The sequence below is a fragment of the Actinomadura sp. NPDC000600 genome (genome assembly GCF_040492135.1).
Lineage (GTDB): Bacteria > Actinomycetota > Actinomycetes > Streptosporangiales > Streptosporangiaceae > Spirillospora.
Window position 1 is genome coordinate 92,665 of the sequence record NZ_JBEUPD010000001.1, and the last position, 18,458, is coordinate 111,122.

At 73.4% G+C, this 18,458-nt stretch carries 11 protein-coding genes and 1 pseudogene; 9 read left to right on the forward strand and 3 right to left on the reverse strand.

All coding sequences use genetic code 11. The annotated features are described in order from the left end of the window. Positions 1-51 precede the first annotated feature (51 nt). The 6 genes and pseudogenes from ABWI07_RS00395 to ABWI07_RS00420 form a co-directional block, all read left to right on the forward strand. Positions 52-2,184, forward strand: coding sequence for an acyl-CoA dehydrogenase family protein (locus ABWI07_RS00395; RefSeq protein ID WP_353817213.1), 2,133 nt, complete (start codon positions 52-54; stop codon positions 2,182-2,184). 30 nt (positions 2,185-2,214) lie between these two features. After that, positions 2,215-3,927 (forward strand): MmpA family trehalose lipid delivery protein, encoded by a 1,713-nt coding sequence (locus ABWI07_RS00400; RefSeq protein ID WP_353817214.1) that lies wholly within the window; start codon positions 2,215-2,217, stop codon positions 3,925-3,927. After that, positions 3,927-4,058, forward strand: a complete 132-nt coding sequence (locus ABWI07_RS00405; protein ID WP_268843230.1) for a hypothetical protein — start codon at positions 3,927-3,929, stop codon at positions 4,056-4,058. Before ABWI07_RS00400 ends, ABWI07_RS00405 begins: the two co-directional genes overlap by 1 nt. Before the next feature lie 13 nt (positions 4,059-4,071). Further along, a complete protein-coding gene (locus tag ABWI07_RS00410) occupies positions 4,072-5,010 on the forward strand; it encodes a glycosyltransferase (RefSeq protein ID WP_353817215.1) in 939 nt (312 codons plus the stop codon). Continuing rightward, positions 5,007-6,191, forward strand: coding sequence for a glycosyltransferase family 4 protein (locus tag ABWI07_RS00415; protein ID WP_353817216.1), 1,185 nt, complete (start codon positions 5,007-5,009; stop codon positions 6,189-6,191). The genes ABWI07_RS00410 and ABWI07_RS00415 overlap by 4 nt, the downstream gene beginning before the upstream one ends. Positions 6,192-6,254: 63 nt before the next feature. Continuing rightward, positions 6,255-9,467 (forward strand): annotated as a pseudogene (locus ABWI07_RS00420) (alpha-(1->3)-arabinofuranosyltransferase domain-containing protein); the annotation flags it as partial. A 1,063-nt stretch (positions 9,468-10,530) separates the two neighbouring features. On the opposite strand, the gene ABWI07_RS00425 reads toward ABWI07_RS00420, so the two are convergent. Continuing rightward, on the reverse strand, positions 10,531-11,742 hold the full coding sequence (locus ABWI07_RS00425; RefSeq protein WP_160160901.1) for an acyltransferase family protein: 1,212 nt from the start codon (positions 11,740-11,742) through the stop codon (positions 10,531-10,533). A 381-nt stretch (positions 11,743-12,123) separates the two neighbouring features. Here ABWI07_RS00425 and pgfA point away from each other — a divergent pair, with 381 nt between their 5' ends. Both pgfA and ABWI07_RS00435 read left to right on the forward strand, forming a co-directional pair. Next, positions 12,124-13,248: a cell envelope lipid trafficking protein PgfA gene (gene pgfA, locus ABWI07_RS00430; protein WP_353817217.1), complete on the forward strand. Its 1,125-nt coding sequence runs from the start codon at positions 12,124-12,126 to the stop codon at positions 13,246-13,248. 792 nt (positions 13,249-14,040) lie between these two features. After that, the gene (locus ABWI07_RS00435) at positions 14,041-15,150 is read left to right on the forward strand and encodes an NAD(P)H-dependent flavin oxidoreductase (protein ID WP_149259247.1); all 1,110 of its coding nucleotides are present in this window, start codon (positions 14,041-14,043) and stop codon (positions 15,148-15,150) included. A gap of 71 nt (positions 15,151-15,221) precedes the next feature. Here the strand turns inward: ABWI07_RS00435 and ABWI07_RS00440 are convergent, their stop codons facing one another. Both ABWI07_RS00440 and ABWI07_RS00445 read right to left on the reverse strand, forming a co-directional pair. Next, positions 15,222-15,623 carry a hypothetical protein gene (locus ABWI07_RS00440; RefSeq protein WP_353817218.1) on the reverse strand — a complete coding sequence of 134 codons (402 nt, stop codon included), beginning with the start codon at positions 15,621-15,623 and terminating at the stop codon, positions 15,222-15,224. 235 nt (positions 15,624-15,858) lie between these two features. After that, complete coding sequence (locus tag ABWI07_RS00445) at positions 15,859-16,671, reverse strand: crotonase/enoyl-CoA hydratase family protein (RefSeq protein ID WP_149259249.1); 813 nt, start codon at positions 16,669-16,671, stop codon at positions 15,859-15,861. A 190-nt stretch (positions 16,672-16,861) separates the two neighbouring features. On the opposite strand from ABWI07_RS00445, the gene ABWI07_RS00450 reads away from it, so the two are divergent. Next, complete coding sequence (locus ABWI07_RS00450) at positions 16,862-18,421, forward strand: acyl-CoA synthetase (RefSeq protein ID WP_149259250.1); 1,560 nt, start codon at positions 16,862-16,864, stop codon at positions 18,419-18,421. Positions 18,422-18,458: the final 37 nt, after the last annotated feature.

Sequence of the window (18,458 nt, forward strand, 5' to 3'; positions counted from 1 at the left end):
AACCGAATGCCGTTCTAATAGGCTGTGGCCACCTCCGAGAAAGGTGTGGTCATGGGCATCGGGCTGACCGAGGAACACGAGGCGCTCGCGGCGTCGGTGCGCGGCTTCACCGAGCGTGCCGTCACGCGGCAGGCCGTCCGGGACGCGGACGCGGGGTTCTGGCCCGCGCTCGCCGAGCAGGGCCTCCTCGGACTGCACCTGCCCGAGGACGCCGGCGGCGACGGATTCGGGATCCTGGAGCAGGCCGTCGTGCTGGAGGAGCTGGGCCGGGCGCTCGCCCCCGGCCTGTACACCCCCACCGTGCTGGCGTCGGCGATCATGCACGCGGCCGGGGCCGACGTGCGCGGGCTCGTCGACGGGACCGGGAAGGCGGCGGTCGGGCTTTCGGCGGGCCTCGACATCGACGGCTCCACCGTCTCCGGGACGGTGCAGCCGGTGCTGGGCGCGCCCCTGGCCGACCTCTTCGTGCTCCCGGCCGGTGACCGCTGGGTCGTCCTGCGGCGGGACGACGTCACCGTCGAGCCGCTGGAGTCCCTCGACATCACCCGCCCGGTCGGATCGGTCACGGTCACGGACGTGTCTCTACCGGACGAGAGTGTCATGAGCGGCGTGAACGTGCATGCCCTCGCCGTCGTCCTTCTTGGGGCCGAGGCATGCGGGGTCGCGGGCCGGGCCCTGGACGACGCCGTCGCGTACGCGAAGCTGCGTGAGCAGTTCGGCCGTCCGATCGGCCAGTTCCAGGGCGTCAAGCACAAGTGCGCGCGCATGCTCATCGCCGTGGAGCGCGCCAGGGCAGCCGTTTGGGACGCCGCGCGCGCTCTGGACGAGCCAGAAGAACAGCGCGACTACGCCATCGCAGTAGCCGCCGCCCTAGCAGCGGACGCCGCCGTGACCTGCGCCGAAGGCAACATCCAGGTTCATGGAGGCATCGGCTACACCTATGAGCACGATGCCCACCTCCTCTACCGGCGGGCCCTGACCCTCCGCGCGCTCCTAGGACGGACGAGCAAGCACCAGGCGACCCTCGCCGCGCTGGCGGTCAAGGGCGTCCGGCGTCCGATGAGCATCGAGCTGGCCGAGGACGCGGCGCCGGTCCGCGAGGAGATCCGGGCCCGCGTCGCCGAGCTGGCCGCGATGGAGCCGCTCGAACAGCGCGCCGCGATGGCGGAGGGCGGCTGGGTGACGCCGCACCTGCCGACGCCGTGGGGTCGCGGCGCCGGGCCGCTCGAACAGATCGTGATCCAGCAGGAGCTCAAGGCGGCGAAGGTGCGCCCGGTGCCGCTGATGATCGCGGCGTGGGTCGTCCCGTCGCTGGTCCAGTACGGCACGCCCGAGCAGCAGGAGCGGTTCCTGCCGCCGACGCTGCGCGGCGAGATCATCTGGTGCCAGCTGTTCTCCGAGCCGGGCGCGGGCTCCGACCTCGCCGGGCTGCGGACGCGCGCCGAGCGCGTCGAGGGCGGCTGGAAGATCACCGGGCAGAAGATCTGGACGTCGCTGGCCCGCGAGGCGCAGTGGGGGATCTGCGTCGCCCGCACCGATCCGGACCGTCCCAAGCACGACGGGATCACCTACTTCCTCGTCGACATGTCCTCGCCCGGCATCGAGGTCCGCCCGCTGCGCGAGTGCACCGGCGACGCCGTGTTCAACGAGGTGTTCCTGGACGGCGTGTTCGTGCCGGACGACCTCGTGGTGGGGCCGGTCAACGAGGGCTGGCGCGTCGCCCGCACGACGCTGGCGAACGAGCGGGTCGGCCTGACGAGCAGCTTCCAGCTCGGCGGCGACCTGCCCAAGCTGCTCGCCCTCGCGGCCGAGCTCGGCCTGGACGGGGACCCGGTCGTCCGCGCCGCCGTCGGCCGGCTGGCCTGCGACGAGCACGCGTTCAACCTGCTCGGGCTGCGCGCCACGCTCAAGCGGCTGTCGGGCACGGACCCGGGGGCGACGGCGAACGTCCGCAAGCTGGTGGCGATGGAGCACGGCCAGCAGGTCACCGAGTTCGGGTTCACGCTGCTCGGCGAGGAGGGCGCCCTGACCGGCGGGCGGCGCGACCCCCTGCGCGCCCGCTGGACCCGCTACCTGCTCGCGTCCCGGGCGATGACGATCGGCGGCGGCACCACCGAGGTCAACCTGAACGTGATCGGCGAGCGGATCCTCGGCCTGCCCCGGGACCCCGAGCCGGTCGGGTAGCGTCCAGGCTCACATGCGGGAGCGGACTGCTTGACCGACCGGACGCGGCACCTGGTGGCCGCCCTCACCGGCCTCGGGCTCGGGCTCGCGGCACTGGGGCCGGGGCTCGCGCCCGGCTTCGTGCTGTCCTACGACATGGTGTTCGTGCCCGATCCGGCGTTCACCCGCATGACGTTCGGGCTGACCGGGGTCGTGCCCCGGCACGTGCCGAGCGACGCGTTCGTCACCGCGCTCTCCACCGTGTTCCCGGCGGACGCGGTGCAGAAGCTCGTCCTGCTCGCGGTCTTCGTGACGGCGTGCACGTCGGCGGCCTCGCTGGTCCCGTCGCCCCGGCTGCCGCCGCGCCTGGCCGCCGGCGTCTGCTACGCCTGGAACCCGTTCGTCGCCGAGCGGCTGCTGCTGGGGCAGTGGGCGCTCCTCCTCGGCTACGCGGCCCTGCCCTGGGTGGTCGCGGCGGCCGCGCGGACGGAGGAGCCCGGCGGCGGCCGCCGCCTCGTCCGGACCCTGCTCCCCGCCGCGATCGGCGGTTTCGCGGCCTTGACGGTCTCGGCCCTGACGGCCCTGGCCGTCGCCCTCGTGAGCTCGGCAAGGGTCCAGCGCCTCCGCGCCGGCCTGCGGGTCGTGGCCGCCGCGGGCGTGCTGAGCCTGCCGTGGCTGATACCGGGAGCGCTGCGTCCGGCCGGTGTGCCAGGGGACGGGACGGCCGTCGACCTGTTCGCGGCCAGGGCGGACACACCGTTCGGGACGCTCGGGAGCCTGCTCCTGCTCGGCGGGGTCTGGAACGGCGAGACGGTGCCGCGCGGCTACGGGGCGCCGGTCACCGCGACGCTCTGGCTGCTCGTGGTGCTCATCGCGCTGGCCGCCTACTGGCGATGGTGCCGCGAGCCCGTCTGGTGGAGGGGCGCGGCCGTGGCGGCGGCGATCGGGTTCGCCGTGGCGGCTCTCGGCGCGGTGGCGGCCCCGGTCCTCCAAGTCCTCATCGACCTCTGGCCGGGGTTCGCCGTCCTCCGCGACGGGCAGCAGTACGCGGCCCCGCTCGCCGTCGTGGTCGCCGTGGGGCTCGGTGCGGCCGCCGACCGGGCGGCCGAGGCCAGGTGGCCGGGAGTGGCCGCCGGCGCGGCGGCCGTTCCGGTGCTCCTGCTGCCGACACTGGCGTGGGGCGCGGCGGGGGACTTGCGGTCCGTCCGATACCCCGGCGACTGGGCCCGCGCACGGCAGATCATCGACGGCGACCCGGCGTCCGGGGACGTGCTGGTCCTGCCGTGGGCGTCCTACCGGAGCTACCCGTGGAACCACGGCCGCCGGGTACTCGACCCGTTGCCCCGCTACCTGCACCGCCGCGTCATCGTGGACGACGCCGTCACCGTGGGCGGGACGACCGTCGCGCCCGAGGACCCCAGGGCGATCAGGCTCGCGCCCGCCGCGCGGACCGGAACACCGCCCGCGGCGACGCTGCGTGACGAGGGCGTACGGTACGTCGTCGTGGACGCGGAGCCGGGCGCCAACCGTCCCTCCGGCGCCGCCACCGAGGTCCTGCGCGGCCCTGACCTGGTCGTCTACCGGATCGAGGGGGCCGGTGGGGGAGTCCGGGACGCGGTCCCGGCCGCGCCCGCGGCGGCCGCGTGGGCGGTGACGAGTCTGGCCGTTTTCTGGTCAATCCTGCCCTCAGGGACTACTCTGAGCTTCCCGTTACTCGGCGGTATCACGCGCCGCAGATCCGACCCCCGACGAAGGACCCCCTGATGCGCATCGCCATCGCCGCAATCGTCGGCGTCCTGCTGGCCGCCGGAGCGTCGTTCGGCGCCGTCCAGCTCGCGAACGCCTCCCAGAAGGACCCCGTCATCAAGCCGCTGTACAACTACGGCTCCCGGTGACGTGTAGGCCCTGATGGGGACCTGGCGTGACCGGCCGGCGCTCCTGGAGATCGTCGTCCCCGCCCACAACGAGGCCGACCGGCTTCCGGCGGGGCTGGATCTGCTGTGCGCCAAGCTCGCCGCGCTGCCGGTGCGGGCGGCGGTCATCGTCGTCGACAACGCCAGCACCGACGGGACGGCCGGGATCGTCGAGGCCTGGGCGGGGCCGGTCCCCGTCCGGCTGGTGCGCTGCGAACGCCGGGGAAAGGGAGCGGCGGTCCGGGCCGGACTGCTCGAGACACGGGCCCCCTACGTGGGGTTCATGGACGCCGATATGGCAACAGACCTCGCCGCGCTGGACGAAGCCATCGTCCTGCTGCGCGAGGGCCGCCCGGTCGTGGTCGGGTCAAGGCGCCACGGTCGGTCGGTCGTCCAGGGGTACGCGCTGCCCGTCAGGCGCCTCGGCGCCATCACGTTCAACCGGATCGTCCGCGACCTCGTGGGCGGCATCCCCGACACCCAGTGCGGGTTCAAGTTCTTCTACGGCCCGCTGGGGCGGGCCGCGGCGGCGGACCTGCGCACGGTCGGCTTCTCGTTCGACGTCGAGCTCCTCGCCCACTGCGTGCGGCGGGGGGCGTCGGTCACGGACATCCCGGTGATCTGGCGCGACCGGCCGGGGTCGACGTTCTCGGTCCGGCGGCACTCGCTGCAATGCCTGCTCGACCTGGTCCGGATCCGGGCGCGCGCCGGATTCCGGCTGCCCTTCGTGCCGGTGGTGTCGAACATCCCGATCGTCCCGCTCCGGGCGGCCCTGGGGGAGCCGGTCCCGGTGCCGGTCGCCCTGGCGGAGTCCCTGACCCTGGCAAACTCGACCACCCTGTCGAACCCGGTCGCCCTGGCGAACCCGGTCGCCCTGGCGAAGCCGGTCGCCCTGCCGGAGAACGCCTCCACGTCGCGCGCGAAGACGGGATGAGCGAGAAACTGCGGCTGGCGGTCGTCAACTGGCGGGATCCCTGGCATCCCGCCGCCGGCGGCGCCGAGCGCTACGCCTGGGAACTGGCGCGCAGGCTCGCCGGTGAAGGAGCCCGCGTCCACTACGTGACGAGCAGGGCGCCGGGGCAGAAGCGCAGGGAACGGGTCGAGGACGTGGAGTTCGTGCGTCTCGGCGGCCGTTTCACCGTCTACCCCCTCGTGCTGCTGTGGATGCTGGGGTTCCGCCTGGGGCGGGGACGCTTCGACGCGGTCATCGACTGCCAGAACGGCATCCCGTTCTTCACGCCGTGGGTTCTGCCACGGCGCGTACCGGTGTTCTGCGTCATCCACCATGTGCACGACGCCCAGTTCGGCTTGTACTTCCCCAGATGGCTCGCTTGGATCGGCCAGGTCCTGGAGGGCCCGGTGAGCCGCTGGACGTACCGGCGGCATGCGTTCGTGGTCGTCTCGCCATCCACGCAGCGCGCCGTCAGGGAGCGACTGGGCTGGACGGGGCCGACCCACGTCGTCCACAACGGAACGGTGGTCGCCGAACCCGACGGCGTGGTCACGGAGCCCGCCGGGGACCCTGACCTCGTCTGCGTGACCCGGCTCGTCCCGCACAAGCGCCTTTCCTTGCTCCTCGACCTCGCCGCGGACCTCGCCGAGACCCATCCAGGGCTGAAGCTCCACATCGTCGGGGACGGCCCTGAAGCGGGCTTGCTCGCCGCCGGGATCGAAGACCGCGGCCTGGAGAAGATCGTCGTCGCCCACGGCTACGTCCCCGAGAACGTGAAGGCGGCCCTGGTCGCCCGCGCCGACCTGCATCTCAGCACGTCCCAGGGCGAGGGCTGGGGACTCAGCGTCATCGAGGCCGCGGCGCTCGGCGTCCCGACCGTCGCCCACGACGTGGACGGCCTGCGCGACGCCGTCCGCGACGGGACCACCGGATGGCTCGTCCGAGCGGGCGACGACCAGGCCGACGTCGTCCGGCGCGCCCTCAAGGACCTGGCCGACCGCACGGAGCGCGATCGGGTCGCCACGGAATGTCAGAGGTGGGCGGCAGAGTTCGACTGGGCGCACACCGCCGCCCGGATGCGGGGCCTCATCGACTCCGCGGTCCGGGGCGATCCGGGCGGTGCGCGGGGCGACCGAAGGTACGGTGACGAACACCCTGGCTGACGTCCGGGGCAGCACCCGGGGAGCAGGGCCCCGGGGACCACAGGAGAGGGGCAGAGGGCGAGCATGGCCGTGGGAGAGGCGAATCCGCCCCGCGCCGGCGCGTCCCGCCGACCCGCGCCGGACGGCCCGGACATCGCGGGCCGCGTGCGGGAGCGGCTGCGCGTCCTCGCATGCTGCCTCGCGCTGACCGCGCTCGCGTTCGGCACCCGGCCCGGCGCGATCCTCGCCGACACCAAGATCGACATGGCGGTGAACCCGCTCGGGTTCCTCGGCCGCGCCCTGCACCTGTGGGATCCGGAGCAGTTCGGCCAGCTGCAGAACCAGGCCGTCGGCTACCTGTTCCCGATGGGGCCGTTCTTCGCGCTCGGCGACGTGGCCGGGATGCCCGCCTGGATCACCCAGCGGTTCTGGCTGGCGCTGCTGATGTGCCTGGCGTTCCTCGGCACCTGGCGGCTCGCGGGGCGGCTCGGCATCGGCGGCGCCGGCGGTGTCGGCGGCCCCTCCACCGCGGGCGGGCCCGGGCAGGGCGCCCGCCTGTTCGCGGCGATGGCCTACGCGCTGGCCCCCAACGGCCTCGCCACGCTCGGGCAGATCTCCTCGGAGTACCTGCCGGTCGCGATGCTGCCCTGGATCGTCCTTCCGCTGGTCGGCGCGGCGACCGGGGATACCGGGCGGCTCAGGGCCGCGGCCGCGTCGGGGCTCACGATCGCCTGCTGCGGCGGCATCAACGCGACCGCGACCGTCGCCGTGCTGGTCGTCCCGGTCGTGTACGTGGTGACGCGGCCGCGCGGCTCGTTCCGGGCGCGGATGCTCGCGTGGTGGTCGCTGGGCGCGGGCGCGGCCACGGCCTGGTGGCTCGTCCCGCTGCTGCTCACCGGGACGTACGGGTTCTCCTGGCTGACCTACACCGAGAAGGCCGAGACGACGGCGGGGCCGACCGGCCTGGTCAACGTGCTGCGCGGCGCGGAGCGCTGGGTCAACTACCTGGTCGTGGACGGGCAGGTCTGGGCGCCGGTCGGGCACGGCCTGTCGCTCGGCCCGGTGGCGATCGTCTGCACGGGCCTCGCCGCCGCGCTCGGCCTCGCCGGGCTGCTGAGCCGGCTGCTGCCCGAGCGCACGTTCCTGCTGCTCACGCTGCTCGCCGGACTGGCGATCCTGTCGACGGGCCACATCAGCGACGTGCCGAGCCCGTTCGCCGGGCAGCTCCGCGACCTGCTGGACGGCCCGCTCGCCCCGATGCGCAACCTCCACAAGTTCGACGCGGTCGTCCGGCTGCCGCTCGCGCTCGGCCTCGCCCATCTGATCGTCGCGGCGGCCCGCCGCGCGCACCCGGCGGACGGCGCGCGGAGCCCGGGCCCCGGGGCAGGTCCTGCCGCGGGGCCCGCGTCCGGCCTCCGGCCCGCCTCGCTGCTCAGCCTGCCGGTGGCCGCCGCCGTCGCGCTCGGCGGCATCGGCCTCACGGCCGCCTCGAACGGCCTGACCGGGTCGGGCGAGTTCAACGAGGTGCCCCGCTACTGGCGGGACGCGGCGACCTGGATCAACGCGCGGGCCGGGCGGCAGGGCGTGCTGGCCGTCCCGGGAGCGCCGTTCGGCGAGTACCTGTGGGGCCGCCCGATGGACGACATCGTCCAGCCGCTGCTGTCGGCGCGCTGGGGCGTCCGGCAGCTCGTCCCGGCCGGGTCGCCCGGATACACGCGCGCGCTGGACGCGATCGACCAGCAGGTCCGGTCCGGGCAGGGGTCGCCCGGCCTGAGCGCCTTCCTCGGCCGGATGGGCGTCCGGTACGTCCTGGTGCGCAACGACCTGCGGCGCGAGACGCTGCGCGGCGCCTGGCCCGCCCGCCTCCACCAGGCGCTCGCCGACTCGCCGGGGATGCGCAGGGTCGCCGCGTTCGGCGCGCCCGTCGGGGGAGCCGCCGACGACGCGGTGAGCGCCGTCGACCAGAAGTACCCGGCGCTGGAGGTCTACGAGGTCGGCGGCGCCGCCGGCGTCGCGAACCTCGCCGACGCCGTGAGCCCCGTCCGCGTGTACGGAGGGCCGGAGTCGCTGCTCGCCATGGCCGACGGCGGCGCGCTCCCCGACGGGCCCGTCCTGCTCGACGACGACGCGGCCGACCTCGGCGGCGCCCCGGTCGTGACCGACTCGCCCCGCCTGCTGCGCCGCAACTTCGGGGAGCTGCACCAGACGTCCCCGACGCTCCCCGCCGCCCGCAAGGGCGAGGCCGCCGACGTCCTGGACGAGGGCTGGAAGCGCTACACGACCCACGCGACCTACGGCGGCGGCGTCCGCGACGTCACCGCGTCCACGTCGGCGGCGGGCGACGACGCGGTCCCGCAGGCGCGCAAGCCCGAGGCGACCCCGTTCGCCGCGCTCGACGGCGACCAGTTCACCGCCTGGCGGACGGGCGGCTGGAACGGACCGGTCGGGCAGTGGCTCCGCGTCGACTTCGACAAGCCCCGCGAGGTCCAGAGCCTCACCGCCACGTTCCTCCAGGACGCGTCCCTCGGCCCCGCAGTCGCGCGCGTCGCCGTCGAGACCGAGAACGGTTCGGTGCGGCAGGACGTCCAGAAGATCGCGACCGGGCAGCCGCTCCGCGCGCCCGCCGGCCCGACCCGCTGGCTGCGGCTGCGGATCCTCGCGCTGGCCTCCGAGCCGGCCGTGCCCGGCTTCGCGCACGCGGCCGTCACGGAGCTGTCGATCGGCGGAGTGCGGCCCGCCCGCACGTACACGATGCCCGCACCCGCCGGTTCCCGGGGGCCTGCGACATACGTGATGAGCCGGGCGCCGGGAGCGGCGGGGGAGTGCGTGAAGGGCAACCGCCGCTGGGTGTGCTCGCCGTCCCTGGGCTCCGGCGACGAGGAGGGGGACGGGTTCGACCGGACGTTCACCGCCGCCGTCGCGGGCAGGGCCGCCGTCACCGGCACCGCCGTGCTCACCGACCGGCGGCTCATCGAGCGCTACACCGCCGCCCGCGGCCGCCCGGTCGTCGCCGCCGGGTCCACGCTGTCCGACCACCCCGCCGACCAGCCCCGGTCGGCCTTCGACGGCGACCCGCAGACGTCCTGGATCGCCGGGGAGAAGGACGAGGCGCCCACGTACACCGTCCGGTGGAAGGGGCGCAAGCAGCTGTCCGCCGTCACGGTCACCCGCCCGCCCACCGCGTCGGGGCCGCTGCGCATCCGGGTCGAGGGCGAGAACGGCCAGGTCCGCGAAGGGCTGTCGGACGCCCAGGGGAGGCTGACGTTCGCCCCGATGGCGACCGACCGCCTGACGTTCACCTTCTTCAGGGAGACGCAGGCCCAGCCCATCCAGGTGGTCGACCTCGCCATCCCCGGAGTCAGGCCGCTCCCGGACGTCCGCGCCTTCCCGCTGCGGCTGCCGTGCGGGTACGGCCCGAAGCTGCGGATCGCCGGCGGTGCCGTCCAGACCGTCCAGACCGTCCAGGCCGTCCAGACCAAGGCGACCGGTACGCTCGGCGACCTGCTCGCGGGCCGGCCGCTGCGGTTCAGCGCGTGCACCCCGGCCGCGCTGCGGGCGGGCCAGAACCGGCTGGCCTCCGCGCCGTTCGACCCCTACCGCCTCGACACGGTGACGGTCGGCGCGAAGCCGGGCCGGGCGGCGGCCCGGGCGCCGCAGGAGGTCAAGATCCTCGACTGGGGGCCCAGCGCGCGCAGGCTGGAGGTCGACGCCGCCGCCTCCTCGTTCCTCACCGTCAACGAGAACTTCAACGCAGGGTGGCGCGCGACCGTCAACGGCACCGAGCTGCGCGCCGTCCGCCTCGACGGATGGAAGCAGGGCTGGATCGTCCCGCAGGGCACCAGGGGCGTCGTCGAGCTCGCCTACACGCCCGACCGGGCGCAGCGCATCGCCGTCGTATCCGGCCTCGCCCTGCTCCTCGTGCTGCTGGTCGCCGCCTTCTGGCCGGGCGGGCGCGGCCGCCGGCGACGCCCGTCCCCCCGCGCCCTCGTCGCCGGGACGGGCTGGCCCGCCTGGGCGGCTCTCGCTCTGGCCGCCGCGCTCGGCGGCTGGATCGCGGGGGTTCCCGGCCTCGCCGTCACGGCCGCCGTCGCGGCCGTCTGCGGCTGGGCCCGCACCCGCCGCTCCGCCGTGCCGCGCGCCCTCGCCTCGCCGTGGCCGGTCGCGCTCGCCATGCTCGCCGGGGCGGGCTGCCTCGCCGCGGCCGTCCGGCTCGACCTGCTCGACAACCCGGCGTCCCCGTCCGGACCGGTCGGCGACATCGCGCCCCAGCTCCTCGGGCTCGTGATCGTGGGCAGGCTCGCGATCGAGCTGTGGCGGCCCAAGCCGCCCGGCGGCGGTGAGTCCGGCGGCCGGATCTCGCTCAGCTGGACGGCGCCCGGGCAGGGTCCGCCGGACGGGCCGGGGCCCGGCGGCGGGTCAGCCGCTGGACCGGCCACTCCACCAGGTAGTAGCTCAGTGCCCCCGCTGCGATGGTCGCCGCGGCCAGCAGCGGCAGATCCGTCAGAACGCTCCCCCGGAATCCCCGGCCGGTCGCGTCGTACCAACCGACGATGATCGGAAGCTGCCACAGGAACACGCCGTAGGAGATCCGCCCGAGGAACCGCATCACCGGGTTCCCGAGCATCGGGCCGAGCGCCGGGTGCCCCGGCGGGGCGAGCACCACCGGCGCCGCGAACGCCGCCGCGCACAGCCCGAACACGATCAGGTGCAGCAGGGACGTCCAGAAGACGTCCGGCTTGAGGCCGATCGGCCCGGCGGCGGGCGTCGCCGCGACCACGTACAGCATCACCGCCGCGGCCCAGCACGCCGCCCACGAGTCCGACACGGCGCGGCACACCGCGGCCACGGGACGGCGCTCGTCCAGCCGCGCCCACACCGTCACCACCGCGAGCGCCATCCCGATCGCGAACCAGACGAAGTACCGCGGAAGCCAGACCCCCATCTTGGAGTGCCATTCCGGGACGAACATGGAGACGGTCCAGGGCAGCGACAGCGCCGCGTAGACGCCGATGCCGACGAGGAGTCGCCGGGCGCGGACGCCGACGTCCTGGGCGCGCGTCCGCCGCGCGTACCAGGAGAGGACCGCCGCGGTGGCCGGGAGCGTGACGTACCAGCCGACCTCGACGACGAGGCTCCACATCTGGCCGAGATGCGCGGGGCCGAGGTCGCCGGGCCACCACGGGTCGGGCAGGTAGGTCTGGGTCAGCGTGAGCAGCGAGATCCAGGTCACCGGGTCGGCGGCATGGTCCCGTCCGGCCGTGGCCATGAAGACCGCGACCACGGCCCAGTACGCGGGCATGATGCGGAACACGCGCCGGCGGAGGTACTCGGCCGTCCGCGGGACGGGCCGCCCGTCCAGCACGGCTGCCGCCCACGGGCGGTAGAGCAGCAGCCCCGAGAGCGTGAAGAAGATCGGCACGCCGACCTGACCGCCGTTGAACAGCCACCCCATGCCGTTCGGGTCGGTCACGGACCCGGCCGCGCTCGCGACATGGAAGACGAGAACGGCGAGCGCCGCCACGGCCCGGACCCCGTCCAGGGTGTCCTGATGCCCCGAGATGGGCGGCGCCACAGCACCCCCGTCCCGGCGCTCACCCCGCCTGGAGGGCGCCGCCGCCATCCCCACCCCACCCTCCGTGCCGTGTCGTTCTTGCGGTGCCGTGTCACCCGAGCAGTGCCGAGCCGTTGTGTCGTACCGTGCCGTGTCACCCGAGCCGTGCCGAGCCGTTCGTCCCGTTCTTGCTATGCCGTCCGTGCCGAGCCGCGTCGCTCTTGCGGTGTGGTGCGATGCCATGCGGGACCGGGGGCCCTCGATAGGCCGCCGAGGTAACGGGGAGCTTACCGACCAGTACACACGTCCGGTAGGGTGACCCGGACATGCTGGAGGTGCGGGGCCCGCGGCACGGCGAGGCCCCCGCCCGCCGTGAGAACGACGGCAGCCCCGGAGGTGTTCATGCGGCGACCGGTCGGCCTGGTCCTGATCGGCCTTGGCGCGTTCTTCCTCACGCTCGCGCCGCTCGTCCGTTTCTATGTGGCCGACCAGGTGGTCGTCGCACCGCTGAACCGCTACCAGGTGACGAGCCTGGAGTCGAAGGACTCCACGTACTTCGACGAGGCCGAGCGGAAGTTCAAGTCCGGGGTGACCCTGCTGGCCAGGAACACCGTGCGCGGCGACGTCCGGGCCAACGAGGGCAACGACAAGATCGCCGTCTGGGACTCCACGACCAACATCTACAACCAGGACAAGCCTGACAAGCCCGTCCAGATGCAGGGCTTCCGGATCGCCTTCGACCGCCGGACGGGCGCGCTGACCAACTGCTGCGGCACCAACGTCGACGGCGACAACGGCGTGAGGATGTCGGGGTACGGGCTGCTGTTCCCGGTCGCGAACGTGCACAAGCGGGACTACCCGTTCTTCGACATGACGACCAAGCAGACGGCGCCGATGCAGTTCAACGCCGTCGAGACGGTCCACGGCCTGACGACGTACCGGTTCACCCAGACGATCCCGCTGACCAAGACGGCCGCGCTGGACGCCAAGCTGCCGCCGAAGATGCTGGGCCTGCCCGACGACGCGGGCGACCAGAAGGTCGACCGGTACGCCGAGGCCTACAACACCGTCTGGGTCGACCCGCGCACGGGCATCCCGGTCAAGCACCGCCAGAACATCCGCAGCAGCGTCCGCACGCCGGACGGCAAGGGCTCCATGATCGTCGCCCAGGCCGACCTCATCACCGTCGACAAGGACCAGAAGGCCCTGGTCGACATGGCGAACGGCGAGGCCCTGAAGATCGACATGGTGCGCAGCTACATCCCGGCCGCCGGCGTCCTCCTCGGCCTGGTCCTGCTGTTCGTCGGCGGCTACCTCGGCATGGCCCGCCGCGAGCCCCCGCCCCTGGCGGCCCCGCGCCGCCCCGACGGCAAGTTCGGCGACATGACCCCGCCCGGCCCGCCCAAGCCCCCGGCCCCACCCGCCGCCCCCGCGGCCCAGGCCGACCCCACCCCCCAGCCCCGCCGCACACCCCCCACCAGCCAACGCCAGCAACGCAAGGCCGCCGGCCCCGCCAAACGCCGCTGAGCCGCCACGACGACCCCTCCCGCGCTGCCCTCCCATCCGCTCGCCGCCCGGGCCTCGACCGAGCCCACACCCCCGGCTCCGCCGCAGGGTCCCTGGCGGCCAGCGCCGGCAACGGAAGGCCGCCGGCCCCGCCAACGCCGCTGAGCCGCGCGACGACCCCTCCCGCGCGCATCGCCCCACACGGCCCGCCCACCGCCCTGAGATGCCGCGCTCCACCCTGCGCTGCCGTCCGCCGCCCGTTTGCCTGGCACCGGCGGGTGCTCCAGGTCGTCCCCCGACGTTCTCCCTCCGCCGTCCGCGTGTTCGCCGCGTGCTCCTGGCCGCCGCCCTGCACAGCCTGTATCGCCCTCCGCAGTCCTTTCGCCGTCCGCGTGTCGTCTGGTTGGCCCGCGCCGCATTCAGCGGCCTGCGCCGCCGGTCCGCCCGCGCTCAGGGCCGCGCCCGACGTGGCGGCCAGCGCCCCATCGCCTCGCGTTGACCTGCCGCGGGTTGGCCGGCTGCTGCCCCGTGCGCCCTGCCGACTGGCGCTGTCGGGCGGGTCGGGCGTCGGCCCGCGTGGCGACAGTCTTGCGGTCCCGCGCACCGACTCGTGTATCGCCCTTGTGTGCAGGCTTCCGTGCCGCGTGCTGGGCCCGTGCCGGTGGGGGTGGGGCGTGGTGGGAACCGGGAGCGGTCCGTTGCTCGGGATACGGGCTGATACGTGTTCTAGAAGCAAGGCTCGTGGGCGTGCGGGATGAGATTCCTAACTAGAACCTGTTGCAGTTTTGCGGGTGCGCGCCTAGGGTCGAGGCTGTGCGGACACGAGTCACCGAACTATTCGGCATCGAGTACCCGATCTTCGCGTTCAGTCATTGCCGCGACGTGGTCGCGGCGGTGAGCCGCGCCGGCGGCATGGGCGTCCTCGGCGCCCTGCATTTCACCCCCGAGGAGCTCGAACTTGAGCTGAAGTGGATCGACGAGCACGTCGGCGGCAAGCCGTACGGTGTGGACGTCGTGATGCCCGCCAAGTACGAGGGCGCCGACGTGGGCGACGCCGAGGAGCTGCTCGGCAAGCTCCAGGGCATGATCCCGGCGCAGCACAAGGACTTCCTGGAGAACCTGCTGGCCGAGCACGGCGTCGACCCGCCCAGCGAGCAGGCCGGCAAGGCGCTGCTCGGTTGGACGGACGTGACCGCGCGGCCGCAGGTCGAGGTGGCGCTCAAGCACCCGATCGCGCTGCTGGCCAACGCGCTCGGCCCGCCCCCGGCGGACGTCGTCGAGCAGGCGCACGAGCACGGGGTGAAGGTCGCCGGCCTGGCCTCCAACGCCCGGCACGCCCGCAAGCAGGTCGACGTCGGCGTGGACATCATCGTCGCGCAGGGCACCGAGGCGGGCGGGCACACCGGCGACGTCGCCACGATGGTCCTCATCCCCGAGGTCGTGGACGCCGTCGGCGAGGACACGATCGTGCTCGCGGCGGGCGGCATCGGCCGGGGCCGGCAGATGGCCGCCGGCATGGCGCTCGGCGCGGACGGCGTCTGGACGGGCTCGATCTGGCTGACGGTGGACGAGGCCGACACCCCCGAGCGCGCCCTGCCGAAGCTGCTGAACGCCACGTCCCGCGACACCGTCCGCTCCCGGGCCTGGACGGGCAAGCCCGCGCGCTTCCTCAAGACCGCGTGGACCGAGGCGTGGGAGAGCGAGAACTCGCCGGGCTACCTGCCGATGCCCATGCAGTTCATGCTGATCGCGGACGCCCTGCCCCGCATCCAGCGGTCCGGCGACGGCGAACTGGTCACCTTCCCGGTCGGCCAGATCGTCGGCTCGATGAACCAGGTGAAGCCGGCCGCCCAGGTCGTCTACGACCTGATCGAGGAGTACGTGGAGGCGATCGAGCGCCTCAACACCATCACCGAGGGCTGACCGCCCGCGGGCCCCGGTCGGCGTCGTTCCTCCCGACGCCGGCCGGGGCCGCGCGCTTTCTCAGCTGCGGATCAGAAGCGGGTCATCCAGGACAGGGCGCGCGCCAGGACGTAGTAGACGGCGCCTGCGAGGGCCCAGTTGATGTAGAGCTGCTCGTCGGGGTCGGGCCGCGTGAACACGTCGTGGAACGGCGTGGCGAGCCAGCGTCCCGCGTCGAGGGTCGCGTCCACCAGGGTGTTCCCCGGATTCGCGTCGCCCCAGGTCAGCAGCATGCCGAGGGCGAGGATCGCGACCGCCGCCCAGCCCGCCGCCATGATCATCGCGCTGACCGGGTTCGCCCTGCTGCGCCGCCACCGCGGCGGCTTGCGCTCGACGGCCGTGCCGTCCGTCCGCCGCCAGAGCGCCCGCCGGGGCGGCCGCTCGGCCGTCTGCTCCGGGGTCTCGTGCTGCTTGCGTCCTAGATGCAAGGCCATGGCCTCGTCCTTCCGTGCTCGCCTTCGCCCCAGGCGGTGCCACGCAAGGAATCCCGCAAACCCGACCCCCGTTTACGGACAGCCCGTTATCCGCTCTCCGGCTCCAGGGGCCGGGCTCCCCGGCCGCGTGCGGGCTGCCCGGTCACGCGCCGGGTTCGCCGGTCGCGTGCCGGGGCCCGGTTACGGGTCGCGTTCGCTGGTCGGGTGCCGGGCCGGCGGTGCGTGCCGGGGGCGGTCACTTGCCGTGGTAGACGGGCGGGCGCTTCTCCTTGAAGGCGCGGGAGCCCTCCTTGGCATCCTCGGAGCCGATGACCGGCCAGCCGATCTCGTCGGAGATCTTGAGCGCGTCCTCCTCGGAGAGGTGCTGGGTCTCGCGGTAGGTGCGCAGGATGCCCTGGACGGCGAGGGGGCCGCACTCGGCGATCTGGTCGGCGAGCTCGCGGGCGGCGGCGAGCGCCTGCCCGTCCGGGACGATCTTGTTGATCAGGCCCATCGCGAGGGCCTCCTGCGGGGTGACCGAGCGGGCGGTCAGCAGGATGTCCATCGCGTTGGCGTAGCCGATCTGGCGGGGCAGGCGGATCGCGGAGCCGCCCATGGGGAACAGGCCGCGCTTCGCCTCGTAAAGGCCGAGGGTGGCGCCCTCGGCGACCACGCGCAGGTCGGTGCCGACGAGCAGCTCGGTGCCGCCGGCGACGGCGTAGCCCTCGATGGCGCAGATCAACGGCTTGGTCGGCTGGCCCTCGCGCAGCAGCCCCTTCCAGTGGAAGTCGGGGATCTGCGCCATCCGCTCCTGGACGCGGGGATCGGACGGCTGCTGGCCCATCGCCTTCAGGTCGGCGCCGGCGCAGAACGTGCCCTCGGCCCCGGTGAGGATGCCGACGCGGACCTCGGGGGTGTCGGAGATGTAGGCCCAGGCGTCGGCGAGGCCGACCAGCATGGACGAGCTGAGCGCGTTGCGCGCCTCCGGGCGGTTCATCGTCACGATGACGACGTGGCCGTCCCGCTCGACGATGCAGTGCTCGGTGCTGATCGGCAGCCGTTCCGTCATGGTTCCTCCAGCTCAGATATCAAACGAGAACAGATTCTAGTTAAGCCGTTGCCCTACCGGTAGGGGTTGAACTGCAAAACGAGAACGTGATCTACTTTGGCTGCCGGACGCCCTCAGCGGGTGTCGGCGCGCTGTGGTTTCTGTGCTCTCTGTGGTTTCAGTGCTCCGTGTGCTCACGTAGGGAGATCCGATGGGGTCATTGGGCTTTTGGCGGCTGGCGCAGGCCGATCCCGAGTGGGTCGCCGCCGTCGATCCGGACGGGACGCGACACAAGGCGGGCGACCTGCTGTCCCGCGCGAACCGGCTCGTCCACGGCCTGCGTGCGCTGGGCCTTGAGAAGGGCGACGGCATCTGCGGGCTCGTCCCGAACGGCGCGGACGGGGTCGTCCTCTACCTGGCGGCGCTCCAGGCGGGCTGGTACTACACGCCGATCAACTGGCATCTGACCGGCCCGGAGATCGGCTACATCGTCGCCGACAGCGAGGCCAAGGCGTTCTTCGTCCACGAGCGGTACGCCGCCGAGGGCGCGCGGGCGGGCGAGGAGATCGAGGCCCACCGGCGGTTCGCGTTCGGGGAGGTCGAGGGCTTCCGGCCGGTCGCGGAGCTGGTCGACGGGCAGCCCGACACGCTGCCGGACGACCGCAGCAACGGCGCCACGATGCACTACACGTCCGGGACGACCGGACGGCCGAAGGGCGTCAAGCGGGCGCTGGCCGGGATCGACCCCGACGACAGCGCCGAGCTGATGACGTTCCTGCTCGGCATGTTCGGCATCCCGCCGGGCCTCCCCGCCGGTGGAGAGCACCAGGCGCACCTGGTCACCTCGCCGAACTACCACACGGCCGTGACCCAGTTCGGGGGCACGGCGCTCCAGATGGGCCACACGCTCGTCTACATGGACAAGTGGGACGCCGAGGAGACCCTGCGGCTGATCCAGGAGCACCGCGTCAGCAACACCCACATGGTGCCGACGCACTTCAAGCGGCTCCTGTCGCTGCCGGAGGACGTCCGTTCCCGGTACGACGTGTCGAGCATGAAGTGGGCGATCCACGCGGCCGCGCCGTGCCCGGTGCCCCTCAAGCAGCAGATGCTCGACTGGTGGGGCGACTGCATCTGGGAGTACTACGCGGCGACGGAGGGCGGCGGGACGATCGCCAGCCCGGCCGACTGGCGCGCCCACCCCGGCACGGTCGGCAACGCGTGGCCGATCAGCGAGCTGCTGATCGTCGACGACGACGGCGAGCCCGTCCCGACCGGGACGCACGGCACGATCTACATGAAGATGGCCGGCGTCGAGTTCGAGTACAAGGGCGACAAGGAGAAGACGGAGAAGAACCGTCTCAAGGACTACTTCACCGTCGGCGACATCGGGTACCTGACCGAGGACGGGTTCCTGTTCCTGTCCGACCGCAAGGCCGACATGATCATCTCGGGCGGCGCGAACATCTACCCGGCCGAGATCGAGAACGAGATCATCCTGCATCCCAAGGTCGGGGACGTGGCCGTGTTCGGCATCCCGGACGAGGAGTGGGGCGAGCAGATCAAGGCCGTCGTGGAGCCCGCCGAGGGCGTCGAGCCCGGTCCGGCGCTCGCGGAGGAGATCCTCGCGTCGCTTGAGGGGCGGCTGGCCAAGATGAAGTGGCCGAGGACCATCGACTTCATCGAGACGATGCCGCGCGAACCCAACGGCAAGCTCCTCAAGCGCAAGCTCAGGGACCCGTACTGGAAGGACCGCGACAGTGCCATCTGACACCGCGCCATCTGACACGGCGCCCGCAGGCAGCACC